We start from the raw sequence: 16,443 nt of genomic DNA, 5'->3' as shown, positions 1-16,443 counted from the left end.
GGGATTTCCCGACTTTTCTTTTTAAGCGTTCGTATATTCCGTCTTATCATTTAACCAGCGTTTAATAAGTGCTTCTGCAAGCGGTGGATTTTCTACAATAATTTGCTTGGCGTAACGTTGCACTAATGGGATCATTTTGCGATCTCGCATTAAGTCCGCGACTTTAAATTCCGCCATTCCCGTTTGTTTTGTGCCTAGAATTTCGCCGGTGCCTCGAATTTCTAAATCTTTTTCAGCAATGTAGAAACCGTCTTGACTATCACGCATCACTTGTAAGCGTTTGCTGGAAATTTTGCCGAGCGGTGGTTTATACATTAGTACGCAATGTGAGGCAGTCGAACCTCGCCCGACACGTCCACGTAACTGATGAAGTTGTGCTAAGCCTAAGCGTTCGGAGTTTTCAATAATCATCAAACTTGCGTTAGGCACATCGACCCCGACCTCGATCACGGTTGTTGCGACCAATAAATCTAAATTTGCCGCTTTAAATTCAGCCATAATGGCTTGCTTTTCTTGTGGTTTCATTCGTCCGTGGACTAATCCAATCCGTAAATCCGGTAGGGCTCGTTGTAGATCTTCGGCAATTGCAGCAGCGGCTTGTGCCTCCAGAACTTCGGACTCATCAATTAAAGTACACACCCAGTAGGCTTGTCGTTTTTCGTTTTTACACGCCTGATAAACCCGTTGGACAATCTCTGCCCGTCTCTCCTCTGAGATAACAACGGTGGTAATCGGCGTACGTCCCGGTGGTAGTTCATCAATAATCGAGGTATCTAAATCCGCATAAACCGTCATCGCCAAGGTTCGAGGAATTGGCGTTGCGGTCATAATCAATTGGTGCGGATAAACATCACCTTTCGCCCCTTTTTCACGGAGCGTTAAACGTTGATGTACCCCAAAACGGTGTTGCTCATCAATAATCACAAGAGCAAGATCGTGAAATTCAACATTTTCCTGAAAGAGAGCGTGGGTGCCGATAATCATTTGAACATCGCCGTTTTTAATGGCTTCTAATTGGGCATTACGGGCTTTTCCTTTCACTTTTCCAGCTAACCAGCCTACTTCAATACCAAAAGGACGTAGCCAGTTGGCAAAGTTATTGGCGTGCTGTTCCGCTAAAATTTCAGTCGGTGCCATTAACGCCACCTGTTTACCATTATCAATGGCTAACAGTGCCGCAAGAGCCGCAACTAATGTTTTGCCCGAACCTACATCGCCCTGAACCAAACGCATCATTGGAGAATGTTGAGCAAGATCACGTTCAATATCCGCCGTGACTCGGCTTTGTGCTTGGGTCGGTTGAAACGGTAAAGCGGCTAAAAAACGGCTTTTTAAATCTGTTTGATAGTGAAGTGGCTCGGCAAATTGCTGTTTTACGCCTAAGCGAAGTTGTTGCATTGCAAGGTTGTGTGCTAGCAACTCTTCAAAAATCAACCGCTTTTGTGCCGGATGTTCGCCTTTTTCGAGCATTTCGGGCGTAATAGATGGTGGTGGACGGTGCAAAAGTTGAAGCGCCTCTTTCAAACTATATTGATGAGGGTTGTATTCATTGGGTAACAACTCTGCCACTTGTACATTATTCAGCACCGCCAAGGCTTGTTCGGTAAGTTTACGTAACGAGGCTTGCTTTAAGCCTTCAGTCGTAGAATAAATCGGTGTTAAGGTTTCAGCGAGTTCAAGCGGTTGATTATTGCGAATAATTTGATATTCGGGGTGGTGGATTTCTGCCATAAAGCGTCCACGTTTGATCTCCCCAAAGGCTTTCACACGAACACCCGTAGCAAAGCTATTTTTCATACCGGCATTGAAATTGAAAAACTTGAGCATAATTTTGCTTGTGCCATCGGATAGCGTGACCGATAAAATCGGGCGGCGTCCAAATTGCACTTCAGCGAGTTGGACATAACCTTCAATGGTGGCAAAACTTTCCGGGCGAATGTCGGCTATCGGCGTAATACGTGTCCGATCTTCATATCGCATTGGCAGATGAAAAAGCAAATCTTGTACATTGTGAATGCCAATTCTTCCTAATTTTTCCGCAATGGCGGCACCGACCCCCGAGAGGGCAGTTAGAGGCACACCGTCTAAAAGTTGATTGCTCATAAGGTAAAGTTTTTCTGAAAAATAACCGCTTGTAAAAATTATCAGTTATTATAGCCTAAATTATAGCTATAGCCTAAATTATAGCTATAGCCTAAATTATAGCGAGGAGGACAAAATGAAATCGGTTTGGCAAGCACGTTTTTTAGCGGATACACCTCGGGAACAAGATCACCGTTCGCCGTTTCAACGAGATCGGGGGCGGATATTACATTCAGAGGCGTTTCGCTGTTTGCAGGCAAAAACGCAAATTCACGCTGTCGGCGAAGACGATTTTTATCGAACACGTTTAACTCATTCTCTTGAAGTTGCCCAAATTGGGAGCAGTTTACGAGCCAAATTAGCAGAAGATAAAATAGGTTTTCAAGCGGTCTGTTCTGCACCACAATTTGCAAAATTTCAGGAAAATTTGACCGCTTTATTGCCTTCTCGTAGTTTGACGGAGTCGCTCTGCTTCGCTCACGATATTGGTCATCCACCTTTCGGACACGGTGGCGAAATGGCGTTGAATTATAAAATGCAAGCATTTGGGGGCTTTGAAGGGAATGCACAATCTTTTCGGATTGTAACGCAATTAGAGCCTTATACGCAGAATGCAGGAATGAATTTGACACGCCGTACTTTGCTGGGGATTATTAAATACCCGACTTTTATTGATCTCACGAAGCCGCAAAATCCGAAAAACATTCCCGATAGCCGTTATATCAATTTGCACGATCTAAAGACAAGTAAAGGGATTTTTCGGGAAGACGCTCGTTTTTTTGAGTGGGTAATGGAGCCGCTTTCAGCGGAAGATAAAGCATTATTTCAGCAAATTGAGGTCAGTTCAGATCCGCAACAGCCACATAAAACACGTTATAAATCGTTAGATTGCAGCATTATGGAACTAGCCGATGATATTGCTTATGGCGTACACGATTTAGAAGATGCGATTGTAGGCGGAATGGTTACGCCGCAATCTTGGCAAAATGCAGAACAAGCACTGGCTCAATGCCAATCGGTCTGGTTGCAGAAAATGTTACCTACGATAAGCCAAAAGCTCTTTTCTAGCCACCGTTATGAACGTAAAGATGTGATTGGTGCACTGGTTAATTATTTTGTTACGAATGTACAATGGGCAGAAACCGCCAATTTTGAAGAGCCATTATTACGTTTTAATGCAATTTTACCCGATGAGGTGCAAGCGGTATTGGAAGTGCTGAAAACCTTTGTGTATCAATACGTGATTTGTGATGTTAAAACACAGCGAGTGGAATATAAAGGGCAACGCATTTTAATGGATTTATTTGATATGTTAAGTTGCGACCCTACTCGCTTATTGCCTAAATCGGTTGCAGAATGGTGGATACAAACCGAGGTGCAATATCAGCCGAGAGTGATTTGTGATTATTTAGCAAGTATGTCGGACGGACAAGCGTTTAAGTTGTATCAGAGTTTGTAAGAATAGCGATATATTGTATGGGTAAATTACATTTGCCCCAAAACAACTATTGAGGAAATGGGGCTAATGTAATTAGCCCCTATAGATAGGAGGCATTAACCTCTTAAATCTTGTTTACGGACACCTAAAATCAACAGCATCGCAAAGTAGCAGATTGCTGCAAGCACAATTAACCATAGCAACCAATACACTTTTAATAGTGTACTCATTGCATACCAGCTTTGTAAATCTGGGCAGAAGTAATGAACAACCCCGCCCATTATTAGTCCGGCAATTAATAGTTTTAGCACAAAAATGACGGTTTTGCGTGAAATATGGTAAATCGCTTGTTTGGATAGCTGGCGGTAAAGCAAGCCGGCATTCACTGCGGCAGAAAGTGCTGATGCCATTGCAAGTCCTAAATAACCGAAAGGAATAGCTAATACACCGAAGCACATATTGCTTACTGTTGCAATTAAACCGATTTTAACCGGCGTTTTGGTATTTTGATTGGCATAAAAACCGTTGGCTAAAATACTAATGAGCATATAGCTGTTTAAACCAAAGCACATAATCCACAAGGCATGACTGGAAGCAATGACATCAGAAAGCCCGAATTTACCTCGCATAAAAATGGTCATAATCATCGGCTGGGCAAGCATGGCAATCCCAATCATAGCTGGAATTCCCAGCAAGAGTACCATTCTGACCCCCCAATCCATCGTTGATTGGAATTCAACTTTACGCTGGTTTTCATCAATGTCTTTTTTCTTCGCAATACGAGAAAGGGTTGGTAATACCACGGTAGAAATAGCAATGCCAAAAATGCCTAATGGAAATTCAATGAGGCGGTCGGAATAGTAAAGCCAAGTGATTGAGCCTGTTACTAAAAAACTGGCGATAATCTGGTTAAGCAGTAAGTTGATTTGGGTAACAGAAACACCAAATAATGCCGGTAGCATCAATGTTCTGACTTTCTTAACCCCTTCATCATTCCACGCCCATCGTGGTTTAACGAGTAAGCCGGCTTTTTTCATAAAAGGGATTTGGAATAAAAATTGGAGTAAGCCCCCTAAAAAAATCCCCCACGCAAGGGCAATATCCGGACTGCTGAAATAATCGCTACCAAAAAGTGCCATAGCAATAATGGCAACGTTGAGTAGTACGGGCGAGAATGCCATTACCCCGAATTTACCTAATGTATTTAGTACAGCGCCAGATAAGGCAACAAAAGTAATAAACCAAAGGTAGGGGAAGGTAATTTTCAATAAAAAAGAGGCTTGGGTAAATTTCTCGGCTTCTGCTCCGTTATTGAGCCAATCGACAAACCAACCTGTACCAAATAGAGCTGCAATAACCGGAGAGCCGACCATTGCAACTAATGTTACAATAGAAACAATAACACCCAAAGAACCGGATACTTTGGCAACAAATTCACGTGTTTTATTCAGATCGTTGTCTGCATTATATTCAGCTAAAACGGGTACAAAGGCTTTAGAAAATGCGCCTTCGGCAAAAAGGCGCCGTAAGAAATTAGGGATACGGTTTGCAAATAAGAAAACATCGGACATTGCCCCCGCGCCTAATACACTTGCCACAATCATATCTCGAATTAACCCTAAAATACGGGAAACAAGGGTAAGTCCGCTGACTAAAATGCCGGATTTAAGAAGTTTTTTACTCATAAGATTTACAAAAAAGTAGTGAAAATCGACCGCTTGCCATACGATCATAAAAATTGATCGAGATTTTAGCAGTTTTTTTATAGGAAAATGAGAAAAAAACTGTTAAAATCTCGCCCTATCGTTTTCTTTAGTAGAAAAACGGTGTTATTTTCAAGCACGTGTCTCGTTGAAAATGAATTAAAAACTATCGATAGCAACATAAACATTAGTTTATGTTTTAATTTTTTAACACTAGATATCTTAGGAGTTTGACCTTGGCTAATATCAAGTCAGCAAAAAAACGTGCGGTTCAATCTGAAAAACGCCGCCAACATAACGCAAGCCAACGCTCAATGATGCGTACTTTCATCAAAAAAGTATATGCAGCAGTAGCAACTGGCGATAAAGCAGCTTCACAAGCAGCTTTCGTTGAAATGCAAAAAGTAGTAGACCGTATGGCATCTAAAGGCTTAATTCACGCTAACAAAGCAGCTAACCACAAATCTAAATTAGCAGCACAAATCAAAGCGTTAGCATAATTGAATTTTGCAAATGTTTAAGAAAACCGACCGCTTGGTCGGTTTTTTTCATCTCTTTTTTTGCTTTTGCAAAGTGAGCAGGAAATGAAAAAATCAGGTTGATTTCTTATCCTGAATTTGATATATTTTGCAGACTGTTTGCATAGGGCAAGCAGGTTCGTCCCGAAAGGGTGTTTTTTTATTTAACGGAGCACTAATATGATCCAAGAACAGACTATGCTGGATGTTGCTGATAACTCAGGGGCTCGTAGCGTAATGTGTATCAAGGTTCTAGGTGGATCGCACCGTCGTTACGCTGCTATTGGCGATATCATCAAAGTTACTGTAAAAGAAGCAATTCCACGCGGTAAAGTTAAAAAAGGTGATGTGTTAAAAGCAGTTGTTGTGCGCACCAAGAAGGGTGTTCGTCGCCCAGATGGCTCAGTTATTCGTTTCGATGGCAATGCTTGTGTAATTTTAAACAATAACACTGAGCAACCAATCGGTACTCGTATTTTTGGACCGGTGACTCGTGAACTTCGTTCTGAGAAATTCATGAAGATCATCTCTTTAGCTCCAGAAGTACTGTAAGGGGAATGTAATGGCTGCTAAAATCCGTCAAAATGATGAAGTAATTGTTCTTACCGGTAAAGATAAAGGTAAGCGTGGTAAGGTAACTCAAGTGTTACCAAACGGTAAAGTAGTTGTTGAGGGTATCAACATCATCACTAAACACGAAAAACCAGTTCCTGCTTTAGGTAAAGCTGGTGGCTTAGTGAAAAAAGAAGCTGCAATCGATGGTTCAAACGTTGCAATTTTCAACCCGAAAACAAACAAAGCTGACCGTGTAGGTTTTAGATTCGAAGATGGTAAAAAAGTACGTTTCTTCAAATCTAATAATGAAATTATTTAATTAAAACTGGAGTAATGCGATGGCGAAACTGCATGATTACTACAGAGATACAGTAGTTAATGAATTAAAAGCAAAATTCAACTACTCATCTGTCATGCAAGTCCCACGAATCGAAAAGATTACCCTGAATATGGGTGTGGGTGAAGCATTGACCGACAAAAAACTGTTAGACAACGCAGTAGCAGATTTAACAGCAATCAGCGGTCAAAAACCTTTAATTACTAAAGCTCGTAAATCAGTTGCTGGCTTTAAAATCCGTCAGGGATATCCAATCGGATGTAAAGTAACTCTACGTGGCGAACGCATGTGGGAGTTCTTTGAAAGATTGATTACTATCGCTGTTCCACGTATCCGTGACTTCCGCGGTTTAAGTGCGAAGTCTTTCGACGGTCGTGGTAATTACAGTATGGGTGTTCGTGAACAAATCATTTTCCCAGAAATCGACTACGATAAAGTAGATCGTGTACGTGGTTTAGATATTACTATTACCACAACTGCGAAAAGTGATGAAGAAGGTCAAGCTTTATTAGCGGCTTTCAATTTCCCATTCCGTAAATAAGGTAGGTTATCGTGGCAAAACAATCAATGATTGCACGTGATGTAAAACGTGCGAAATTAGCTGATAAATTCTACGCTAAACGTGAAGAATTAAAGAAAATTATTTCTGATGTAAATTCTTCAGACGAAGATCGTTGGGCGGCAGTGTTAAAATTACAAACACTTCCACGCGATTCAAGTCCAATTCGTCAGCGTAACCGTTGCCGCCAAACTGGTCGTCCACACGGTGTACTTCGTAAGTTTGGTTTAAGCCGTATTAAGGTGCGTGAAGCTGCAATGCGCGGTGAAATTCCAGGCCTTAAGAAAGCAAGCTGGTAATAACCTCTTTTAATTTGGAATCATGGGAGTAAATACATGAGCATGCAAGATCCAATCGCAGATATGCTGACCCGTATTCGTAACGGTCAAGCTGCGAATAAAGTTGCAATCAGTATGCCTTCATCTAAGTTAAAAGTTGCTATTGCAAGCGTTTTAGCTGAAGAAGGTTATGTTGAGAGCTTCAAAGTTGTTGAAGGTTCAAAACCTGAGTTGGAAATCACTTTAAAATATTTCCAAAATAAACCAGTAGTAGAAAGTATCCAACGCGTAAGCCGTCCTGGTCTTCGTATTTACAAAGGTAAAGACGAGTTACCAAAAGTAATGGGTGGTTTAGGTATCGCTGTTGTTTCTACATCAAAAGGTGTTATGACCGACCGTGCTGCACGTCAAGCAGGCCTCGGCGGTGAAATCATCTGTTACGTAGCATAATAGAGAGGTAGGAAAAATGTCTCGTGTTGCAAAGGCACCTGTTAATGTTCCTGCCGGTGTTCAAGTAACTTTGAACGGTCAGCTATTAACAGTAAAAGGTAAAAACGGCGAGTTATCTCGCGAAATTCATAATGCAGTTGAAGTAAAATACGAAGCTGATACATTAACGTTTGCACCTCGTGAAGGTATCACGAATGCAGATGCACAAGCTGGTACAGCACGTGCATTAGTTAATGCTATGGTTATCGGTGTTACTGAAGGCTTTACGAAGAAATTGCAATTAGTCGGTGTTGGTTACAGAGCACAAATGAAAGGTAACGTAGTTGCTTTAAGTTTAGGTTTCTCACACCCGGTTGAACATACGTTGCCAGCTGGCGTAACTGGTGAATGTCCATCACAAACTGAGATTATTCTTAAGTCTGCGGACAAACAGTTAATTGGCCAAGTAGCAGCAGATATTCGTGCATATCGCCGTCCAGAGCCTTATAAAGGCAAAGGTGTACGTTACGCTGATGAAGTTGTACGTACTAAAGAAGCGAAGAAAAAGTAAAGTAAGGTAACACTATGGATAAGAAAGTAGCTCGTATCCGTCGTGCAACCCGTGCACGTCATTTAATGAGAGAGCAAGGTGCAACACGTTTAGTTGTGCATCGCACACCTCGCCATATTTATGCGCAGGTAATTGCACCTAATGGCTCAGAAGTACTAGCAGCAGCTTCAACTGTTGAAAAAGTAATTAAAGAGCAAGTTAAATACACTGGTAATAAAGACGCAGCTGCAGTAGTTGGTAAATTAGTTGCAGAACGTGCTTTAGCTAAAGGTATTCAAGCGGTTGCATTTGATCGTTCTGGTTTCAAATACCACGGTCGTGTGCAAGCATTAGCAGACGCTGCTCGTGAAGCTGGTCTACAGTTCTAATAGAGGAATTTGAGATGTCAAACATCGAAAAACAAGCTGGTGAACTGCAAGAGAAGCTAATCGCGGTTAACCGTGTGTCTAAAACCGTAAAAGGTGGTCGTATCATGAGTTTCACTGCTTTAACAGTAGTGGGCGATGGTAATGGTCGTGTAGGTTTTGGTTACGGTAAAGCACGTGAAGTTCCGGCAGCGATCCAAAAAGCGATGGAAAAAGCTCGTCGCAATATGATCAATGTAGCTTTAAATGAAGGTACATTACAACACCCAGTTAAAGGTTCACACACTGGTTCACGCGTATTCATGCAACCGGCTAGCGAAGGTACAGGTATCATCGCAGGTGGTGCAATGCGTGCAGTATTAGAAGTTGCTGGTGTTCACAACGTACTTTCAAAAGCATACGGTTCAACCAACCCAATTAACGTTGTTCGTGCAACAATTGATGCACTTGCAAATATGAAATCACCTGAAATGGTTGCTGCTAAACGTGGTAAAACCGTTGAAGAAATTTTGGGGTAATTGAATATGGCAAAAACAATTAAAGTAACTCAAACTCGTAGCTCTATCGCTCGTTTACCGAAACATAAAGCAACGTTAAAAGGCTTAGGTCTTCGTCATATTCGTCATACAGTTGAATTAATCGATACTCCAGCAGTACGCGGTATGATTAATCAAGTGTCATATATGGTTAAAGTGGAGGAGTAATAGAATGCGTTTAAATACTCTTTCTCCAGCTGAAGGTGCTAAGCACAGCGCTAAACGTTTAGGTCGCGGTATTGGTTCTGGTTTAGGTAAAACTGGTGGTCGTGGTCATAAAGGTCAAAAATCTCGTACAGGCGGCGGTGTTCGTCGTGGTTTCGAGGGTGGTCAAATGCCTTTATACCGTCGTTTACCAAAATTTGGTTTTACTTCTCTTAAAGCATTACACGTAGCTGAAATTCGTTTAAACGACTTAGCAAAAGTAGATGGCGATGTTGTAACTTTAGAAGCTTTAAAAGCAGCTAACGTAATCACTAAAGATATCTTATCTGCAAAAGTAATTTTAGCAGGTAAAATTGAAAAAGCGGTTAAAGTTAAAGGCTTAGGTGTAACTAAAGGTGCTAAAGCTGCTATCGAAGCTGCTGGTGGTTCTATCGAGGAATAATAAATGGCAAAGCAACCAGGGTACCAAGGTAGTACACAAAAAGGAACTGGCGAGCTTAAATCAAGATTATTGTTTGTTTTAGGTGCGTTAATCGTTTTCCGAATCGGTTCTTTTATACCTGTTCCTGGCATTGATGCTTCTGTTTTATCCGAGTTAGTTCGACAACAACAAGGCACCATCATTGATATGTTTAACATGTTCTCTGGTGGTGCATTAAGCCGAGCGTCTATATTTGCGTTAGGTATTATGCCTTATATTTCGGCATCAATTATTATTCAATTATTGACTGCCATTCATCCACCTCTTGCTGAATTGAAAAAAGAAGGCGAGGCTGGACGTCGTAAAATTAGCAAATATACTCGCTATGCAACATTGTTACTAGCATTTATTCAATCTATTGGTATTTCCGTAGCCCTTCCTAATATGCTATCTGGATTAGTGCCTAATCCAAATATGCTATTCTATATCACAGCAGTAATTAGTTTGGTAACAGGAACGATGTTCCTTATGTGGTTAGGTGAACAGATTACTGAGCGTGGGATTGGTAACGGTATTTCTTTAATTATCTTTGCCGGTATTGTTGCAGATCTTCCAGCAACGATTGGACAAACGATTGAAGAAGCAAGACAAGGTGAGATTTCTTTCCTTGTGTTATTATTAATAGCAGTCATTGCTTTTGCAGTAACATATTTCGTTGTCTTTGTTGAACGTGGACAAAGAAGAATTGTAGTACACTATGCAAGTCGCCAACAAGGTAGAATGATGGCACCTGCAAGAACATCTCATTTACCATTAAAAGTGAATATGGCAGGCGTTATTCCTGCAATCTTTGCATCTAGTATCATTTTATTCCCTGCAAGTATTACGCAGTGGTTTGGTCAAAGTAGCGAAGGATTTGAATGGTTATTTGATTTATCTCAGTTACTACAGCCAGGACAGCCTTTATATATCGTATTATTTACGATGGCTGTGATTTTCTTTGCTTTCTTTTATACTGGAATGCAGTATAATCCACGAGATACAGCGGATAATCTAAAGAAATCAGGTGCGTTTGTACCAGGTTATAGACCAGGCGAACAAACATCTCGTTATATCGATAAAGTAATGACGCGTTTAACCTTAATCGGTGCGTTATATATTACTTTTGTTTGTTTGGTTCCTTATATCATTACATCACTATGGAAAGTACCATTCCAATTAGGTGGAACGTCTTTACTGATCGTAGTGGTAGTTATTATGGATTTCATCGCACAGGTACAAAGTCATATGATGTCATTACAATATGATTCTGTGTTGAAGAAAGCCAATTTGAAAGGCTTAGGGCAATAAGCCCTTAGAAAAAGGATAAGCAATGAAAGTTCGTGCTTCAGTTAAAAGAATGTGCCGTAACTGTAAAGTTGTTAAACGTGAAGGCGTTGTTCGCGTAATTTGTAGCGACCCTAAACATAAACAACGTCAAGGTTAATCGTATATTTCTTGCAAAGAACCCGCTGAGTAGGTATACTACTCAGCTCATTCGTCCTGATATGCTGTTTGAGTATCCTGAAACGGGCTTTTCAAGATCAGCATATCAATAAACTTTAAAAATAGGAGTGCATAGTGGCCCGTATTGCAGGCATTAACATTCCTGATCAAAAACACACTGTAATCGCATTAACTGCAATTTACGGTATCGGTAAAACTCGTGCTAAAGCAATCTGTGCTGCAACGGGTATTGCTGAAGATGTAAAGATCAGAGAATTGTCTGAAGAGCAGATTGAAAAACTGCGTGAAGAAGTTGGTAAATTTACTGTCGAAGGTGATTTACGTCGTGAAGTAACTTTAAGCATCAAACGTCTTTTAGACCTAGGTTGCTACCGTGGTTTACGTCATCGTCGTAGTTTACCAGTACGTGGTCAACGTACTAAGACTAATGCGCGTACTCGTAAGGGTCCACGCAAACCGATCAAAAAATAATCGGAGTAGATAAATAATGGCTAAAACACCAGTTCGCGCACGTAAGCGCGTTAAAAAACAGATTGCAGATGGCGTAGCTCATATCCACGCATCTTTCAATAACACAATCGTAACCATCACTGACCGTCAAGGTAACGCTTTAGCTTGGGCTACAGCAGGTGGTTCAGGTTTCCGTGGTTCTCGTAAATCAACTCCATTCGCTGCTCAAGTTGCTGCAGAGCGTTGTGCAGAAATGGTTAAAGAGTTTGGTTTAAAGAATTTGGAAGTTATGGTTAAAGGTCCGGGTCCAGGTCGTGAATCAACAATCCGTGCATTAAATGCAGCAGGTTTCCGTATCACGAACATTACAGATGTGACTCCGATTCCTCATAACGGTTGTCGTCCACCGAAAAAACGTCGCGTATAATTGACGTTAGAATAATTGGAGAAAGAAAATGGCAAGATATTTGGGTCCTAAACTCAAGCTAAGCCGTCGTGAAGGTACTGATTTATTCTTAAAATCAGGCGTTCGTGCGATTGAATCAAAATGTAGAAATAGACTTGATGTAGCACCAGGTCAACACGGTGCTCGTAAGCCACGTTTATCTGACTACGGTAGTCAGTTACGTGAAAAACAAAAAGTTCGCCGTATCTATGGTATCTTAGAGCGTCAATTCCGTAATTATTACAAAGAAGCTAACCGCTTAAAAGGTAATACCGGTGAGAACTTATTAGTATTATTAGAAGGTCGTTTAGACAACGTAGTTTACCGTATGGGTTTTGCTGCAACTCGTGCTGAAGCACGTCAGCTTGTGAGCCACAAATCTATCGTAGTAAATGGTCGTGTAGTAAATATTCCTTCATTCCAAGTTTCTGTTGATGATGTAGTTGCTGTTCGTGAAAAATCTAAAAAACAAGCACGTATTAAAGCATCATTAGAATTAGCTACTCAACGTGAAAAACCAACTTGGTTAGAAGTTGATGCAACTAAAATGGAAGGTGTATTTAAACGTACTCCTGAACGCTCTGACTTATCAGCAGACATCAATGAACATCTGATCGTTGAGCTTTACTCTAAATAATAGTTAATTTCTTAACATTATATTATTTAGTATTAGTAAGCTTAAAAACAAAGAGAGGATAAAATGCAGGGTTCTGTGACAGAATTTTTAAAGCCGCACTTAGTGAATATTGAACAAATTAGTTCAACTCACGCAAAAGTGACCCTAGAGCCGTTAGAACGTGGTTTCGGACATACATTAGGTAACGCACTTCGTCGCATTTTACTTTCGTCAATGCCAGGTTGTGCCGTAACTGAAGTTGAAATTGATGGTGTATTACATGAATACAGCAGCAAAGAAGGCGTACAAGAAGATATTCTTGAAGTATTGTTAAACCTTAAAGGTCTAGCGGTAAAAGTGCAAAGCAAAGATGATGTTGTTTTGACACTTAACAAATCTGGAATTGGCCCTGTGACTGCAGGCGACATTACACATGATGGTGATGTTGAGATTGTAAATCCTGACCACGTGATTTGTCATTTGACAGATAAGAATGCGTCTATCAATATGCGTATTCGTGTACAACGTGGTCGTGGTTATGTACCAGCATCTGCTCGTGTACATGCTCAAGATGATGATCGTCCTATTGGTCGTTTACTTGTTGATGCACGTTTTAGTCCAGTGGACCGTATTGCTTACAATGTTGAAGCAGCGCGTGTAGAACAACGTACAGACTTAGACAAACTCATTATTGAGATGGAAACAAACGGAACGATTGATCCGGAAGAAGCCATCCGTCGTGCTGCAACGATTTTAGCTGAACAGTTAGACGCATTTGTTGATTTGCGTGATGTTCGTCAGCCAGAAGTGAAAGAAGAAAAACCAGAGTTTGATCCAATTTTACTTCGTCCGGTTGATGACCTAGAATTAACAGTACGTTCTGCTAACTGTTTGAAAGCAGAGACAATTCACTATATCGGTGATTTAGTACAGCGTACAGAAGTTGAGTTATTAAAAACGCCTAATCTTGGTAAGAAATCACTTACAGAGATTAAAGACGTGCTTGCTTCTCGTGGCTTATCACTGGGTATGCGCCTTGAGAATTGGCCTCCAGCAAGTATTGCTGAAGACTAATTTTAGGTATTAGATTTTCTAAGAAGGAATAGGTTATGCGCCATCGTAAGAGTGGACGTCAATTAAACCGTAACAGCAGCCATCGCCAAGCGATGTTCCGCAATATGGCAAGTTCTTTAGTTGAACATGAAATCATTAAAACAACTTTGCCTAAAGCAAAAGAGTTACGTCGTGTAGTTGAACCATTAATTACTTTAGCAAAAGAAGACAGCGTTGCAAATCGTCGCTTAGCTTTTGCTCGTACTCGCAACGTTGAAACAGTTGCTAAATTATTCAATGAATTAGGTCCACGTTTTGCACAACGTGCGGGTGGTTATACTCGTATCTTAAAATGTGGTTTCCGTGCAGGTGACAATGCTCCAATGGCATACATTGAGTTAGTAGATCGCCCAGAAGTTGCAGAAGCAGCTGCGGAATAATCTCCATAAAAGCCCGATAGTTATCGGGCTTTTTTCTTTTCTTTTTTTATTGCAATCGTTTGTCTTTTATTCATATCAAATAACCACCAAATTTTCGCAAATAATCATTTAAATTTGACCGCTTTTCCGTTAGTCTATGAACGTTTATTGTTTATTTTCATAAAAGGAATATGCACTATGGAAACTCTCTTTCAAGTCGCCCAAAATTGGTTAAATCAAGATCCTGATTTAGAAACTCGTGCAGAGTTAGAGCAATTAATTTCGCAAGCAAAAGCAAATGATGCGAAAGCTCAAGCTGAATTAGCGAGCCGTTTTGATGGCCGCTTACAATTCGGTACGGCAGGCTTACGTGGCCGCTTACAAGCAGGTTCAATGGGTATGAACCGAGTGCTTGTCGCTCAAGCAGCGGGTGGTTTAGCAGAATTTCTCAAAAGCTATGACAAAGAGCCATCTATCGTGTTAGGTTATGATGGACGTAAAAATTCAGATGTGTTTGCACGTGATACTGCAGAAATTATGGCAGCAGCAGGCATTAAAACTTACCTTCTTCCAAGAAAATTACCAACGCCAGTGCTTGCCTATGCAATCAAGTACTTTGACACTACCGCAGGTGTGATGGTTACAGCAAGCCATAACCCACCTGAAGATAACGGCTATAAAGTCTATTTAGGTAAAGCAAACGGCGGTGGTCAAATTGTCTCGCCAGCAGACCAAGAAATTGCGGCTTGCATTGATAAAGTCGCTCAAGGCAGTATCAAAGACTTACCACGCAGTCAAAATTACACTGTATTAGATGATGAAATTGTTGATGCCTATATTGCAAAAACAGCAAGCCTCGCTAAAGAGCCACAAGTTGATATTAACTATGTTTATACGGCAATGCACGGCGTAGGTTATGAAGTATTAAGCAAGACATTAGCCAAAGCCGGTTTACCGCAACCCTCTATCGTTGCTGAACAAGTATGGCCGGACGGCACATTCCCAACGGTAAACTTCCCGAACCCGGAAGAGAAAGGGGCGCTAGATTTAGCAATTAAAGTAGCTAAAGAGAAAAATGCAGAATTCATTATCGCAAATGACCCTGATGCAGACCGTCTAGCCGTTGCATTGCCTGATGCTCAAGGTAATTGGAAAGTACTTCACGGCAACGTGATTGGTTGTTTCTTAGGTTGGTATTTAGCGAAACAATATCATGCTCAAGGTAAAAAAGGTGTATTAGCTTGCTCATTAGTTTCCTCTCCAGCGTTAGCAGAAATTGCGAAGAAATATGGTTTTGAGTCAGAAGAAACGCTCACAGGCTTTAAATATATCGGTAAAGTTGATGGCTTATTATTCGGTTTCGAAGAGGCATTAGGTTACTTAGTCGATCCGGATAAAGTGCGTGATAAAGACGGTATTTCTGCGGCAATTATGTTCTTAGACTTAGTTCGTTACCTTAAAAAACAAGGTAAAACGTTGGCTGACTATGCAGATGATTTCACAAAAGAATTTGGTGCTTATGTAAGCGGTCAAATTTCTATCCGTGTAAGCGATTTATCTGCGATTGGTAAGTTAATGACCGCATTACGCAATAACCCACCAAGTGAAGTGGGTGGTTTTAAAGTGGCGACTTTCTTAGACCATACGAAAACAGATCGCCAAAGCGATATTTTAGTGTTTGTGCTTGAAAACGGTAGCCGTTTAATCGCTCGTCCATCAGGTACAGAACCGAAAATCAAATTCTACTTAGATGCGCGTGGCACTGATCCGAAAAATGCAGAAGAAGTTTTAGCACAGTTTGATGAAAGCGTGCGTGCAATTCTTCGTCAAGAACAATATGGCAGTCAAGATTGCTAATTGCAAAATTTAAGTCAAAAAACACCGCTTATGAGGCGGTGTTTTTTTTGAAGTCTATACCAAATAGTGTTAAGAATTATTATCATTGATAATTGTGGCGAATATGATATGATGAATTTACCGTGAAGTTCTGTGTGAAG

The 16,443-nt window shown here is 40.8% G+C and carries 22 protein-coding genes; 20 read left to right on the top strand and 2 right to left on the bottom strand.

The genetic code is table 11. From position 1 onward, the window contains the following. Positions 1-21: 21 nt before the first annotated feature. The gene (gene recG / locus DDU33_RS02185; RefSeq protein ID WP_108922854.1) at positions 22-2,103 is read right to left on the bottom strand and encodes an ATP-dependent DNA helicase RecG; all 2,082 of its coding nucleotides are present in this window, start codon (positions 2,101-2,103) and stop codon (positions 22-24) included. A gap of 115 nt (positions 2,104-2,218) precedes the next feature. On the opposite strand from recG, the gene DDU33_RS02180 reads away from it, so the two are divergent. Then, complete coding sequence (locus tag DDU33_RS02180) at positions 2,219-3,541, top strand: anti-phage deoxyguanosine triphosphatase (protein ID WP_108922852.1); 1,323 nt, start codon at positions 2,219-2,221, stop codon at positions 3,539-3,541. Between the two features lie 95 nt (positions 3,542-3,636). Here the strand turns inward: DDU33_RS02180 and murJ are convergent, their stop codons facing one another. Next, positions 3,637-5,205, bottom strand: coding sequence for a murein biosynthesis integral membrane protein MurJ (gene murJ / locus DDU33_RS02175; protein ID WP_108925224.1), 1,569 nt, complete (start codon positions 5,203-5,205; stop codon positions 3,637-3,639). A 254-nt stretch (positions 5,206-5,459) separates the two neighbouring features. On the opposite strand from murJ, the gene rpsT reads away from it, so the two are divergent. The 19 genes from rpsT (at position 5,460) to DDU33_RS02080 (ending at position 16,303) form a co-directional block, all read left to right on the top strand. Continuing rightward, entirely contained in the window at positions 5,460-5,723 is a 264-nt protein-coding gene (rpsT, locus tag DDU33_RS02170) for a 30S ribosomal protein S20 (RefSeq protein WP_005818694.1), read from the top strand. A 198-nt stretch (positions 5,724-5,921) separates the two neighbouring features. Then, entirely contained in the window at positions 5,922-6,293 is a 372-nt protein-coding gene (gene rplN / locus DDU33_RS02165; protein WP_005619403.1) for a 50S ribosomal protein L14, read from the top strand. A gap of 10 nt (positions 6,294-6,303) precedes the next feature. Further along, a complete protein-coding gene (rplX, locus tag DDU33_RS02160) occupies positions 6,304-6,615 on the top strand; it encodes a 50S ribosomal protein L24 (protein WP_005818696.1) in 312 nt (103 codons plus the stop codon). 19 nt (positions 6,616-6,634) lie between these two features. After that, positions 6,635-7,174, top strand: a complete 540-nt coding sequence (rplE, locus tag DDU33_RS02155; RefSeq protein WP_005818698.1) for a 50S ribosomal protein L5 — start codon at positions 6,635-6,637, stop codon at positions 7,172-7,174. Between the two features lie 11 nt (positions 7,175-7,185). Beyond that, positions 7,186-7,491, top strand: coding sequence for a 30S ribosomal protein S14 (gene rpsN, locus DDU33_RS02150; protein ID WP_005708075.1), 306 nt, complete (start codon positions 7,186-7,188; stop codon positions 7,489-7,491). Between the two features lie 36 nt (positions 7,492-7,527). Beyond that, entirely contained in the window at positions 7,528-7,920 is a 393-nt protein-coding gene (gene rpsH, locus DDU33_RS02145) for a 30S ribosomal protein S8 (RefSeq protein WP_005822398.1), read from the top strand. 16 nt (positions 7,921-7,936) lie between these two features. Then, the gene (rplF, locus tag DDU33_RS02140) at positions 7,937-8,470 is read left to right on the top strand and encodes a 50S ribosomal protein L6 (protein WP_005818703.1); all 534 of its coding nucleotides are present in this window, start codon (positions 7,937-7,939) and stop codon (positions 8,468-8,470) included. Between the two features lie 14 nt (positions 8,471-8,484). Continuing rightward, positions 8,485-8,838: a 50S ribosomal protein L18 gene (gene rplR, locus DDU33_RS02135; RefSeq protein ID WP_005818706.1), complete on the top strand. Its 354-nt coding sequence runs from the start codon at positions 8,485-8,487 to the stop codon at positions 8,836-8,838. Between the two features lie 14 nt (positions 8,839-8,852). Further along, positions 8,853-9,353 carry a 30S ribosomal protein S5 gene (rpsE, locus tag DDU33_RS02130; RefSeq protein WP_005625147.1) on the top strand — a complete coding sequence of 167 codons (501 nt, stop codon included), beginning with the start codon at positions 8,853-8,855 and terminating at the stop codon, positions 9,351-9,353. A gap of 6 nt (positions 9,354-9,359) precedes the next feature. Continuing rightward, positions 9,360-9,539, top strand: coding sequence for a 50S ribosomal protein L30 (rpmD, locus tag DDU33_RS02125; protein ID WP_005599315.1), 180 nt, complete (start codon positions 9,360-9,362; stop codon positions 9,537-9,539). A 4-nt stretch (positions 9,540-9,543) separates the two neighbouring features. Continuing rightward, complete coding sequence (rplO, locus tag DDU33_RS02120) at positions 9,544-9,978, top strand: 50S ribosomal protein L15 (protein ID WP_005818709.1); 435 nt, start codon at positions 9,544-9,546, stop codon at positions 9,976-9,978. A gap of 3 nt (positions 9,979-9,981) precedes the next feature. Next, complete coding sequence (gene secY / locus DDU33_RS02115; RefSeq protein WP_005818711.1) at positions 9,982-11,307, top strand: preprotein translocase subunit SecY; 1,326 nt, start codon at positions 9,982-9,984, stop codon at positions 11,305-11,307. Positions 11,308-11,329: 22 nt separating this feature from the next. Further along, entirely contained in the window at positions 11,330-11,443 is a 114-nt protein-coding gene (gene rpmJ / locus DDU33_RS02110) for a 50S ribosomal protein L36 (RefSeq protein WP_005705974.1), read from the top strand. A gap of 134 nt (positions 11,444-11,577) precedes the next feature. Beyond that, the gene (gene rpsM, locus DDU33_RS02105; protein WP_005599322.1) at positions 11,578-11,934 is read left to right on the top strand and encodes a 30S ribosomal protein S13; all 357 of its coding nucleotides are present in this window, start codon (positions 11,578-11,580) and stop codon (positions 11,932-11,934) included. 16 nt (positions 11,935-11,950) lie between these two features. Next, a complete protein-coding gene (gene rpsK / locus DDU33_RS02100) occupies positions 11,951-12,340 on the top strand; it encodes a 30S ribosomal protein S11 (protein ID WP_005705959.1) in 390 nt (129 codons plus the stop codon). 28 nt (positions 12,341-12,368) lie between these two features. Then, a complete protein-coding gene (rpsD, locus tag DDU33_RS02095) occupies positions 12,369-12,995 on the top strand; it encodes a 30S ribosomal protein S4 (protein WP_005705947.1) in 627 nt (208 codons plus the stop codon). Between the two features lie 63 nt (positions 12,996-13,058). Further along, on the top strand, positions 13,059-14,048 hold the full coding sequence (locus DDU33_RS02090) for a DNA-directed RNA polymerase subunit alpha (protein ID WP_108922850.1): 990 nt from the start codon (positions 13,059-13,061) through the stop codon (positions 14,046-14,048). A 35-nt stretch (positions 14,049-14,083) separates the two neighbouring features. After that, positions 14,084-14,467 carry a 50S ribosomal protein L17 gene (rplQ, locus tag DDU33_RS02085; RefSeq protein WP_005818715.1) on the top strand — a complete coding sequence of 128 codons (384 nt, stop codon included), beginning with the start codon at positions 14,084-14,086 and terminating at the stop codon, positions 14,465-14,467. A gap of 177 nt (positions 14,468-14,644) precedes the next feature. Further along, positions 14,645-16,303 carry a phospho-sugar mutase gene (locus DDU33_RS02080; RefSeq protein ID WP_108922848.1) on the top strand — a complete coding sequence of 553 codons (1,659 nt, stop codon included), beginning with the start codon at positions 14,645-14,647 and terminating at the stop codon, positions 16,301-16,303. Positions 16,304-16,443 lie beyond the last annotated feature (140 nt).

This window comes from Actinobacillus porcitonsillarum (assembly GCF_003101015.1).
Classification (GTDB): Bacteria; Pseudomonadota; Gammaproteobacteria; order Enterobacterales; family Pasteurellaceae; genus Haemophilus_A; species Haemophilus_A porcitonsillarum.
This window is presented reverse-complemented; position numbering and strand designations above follow the sequence as displayed.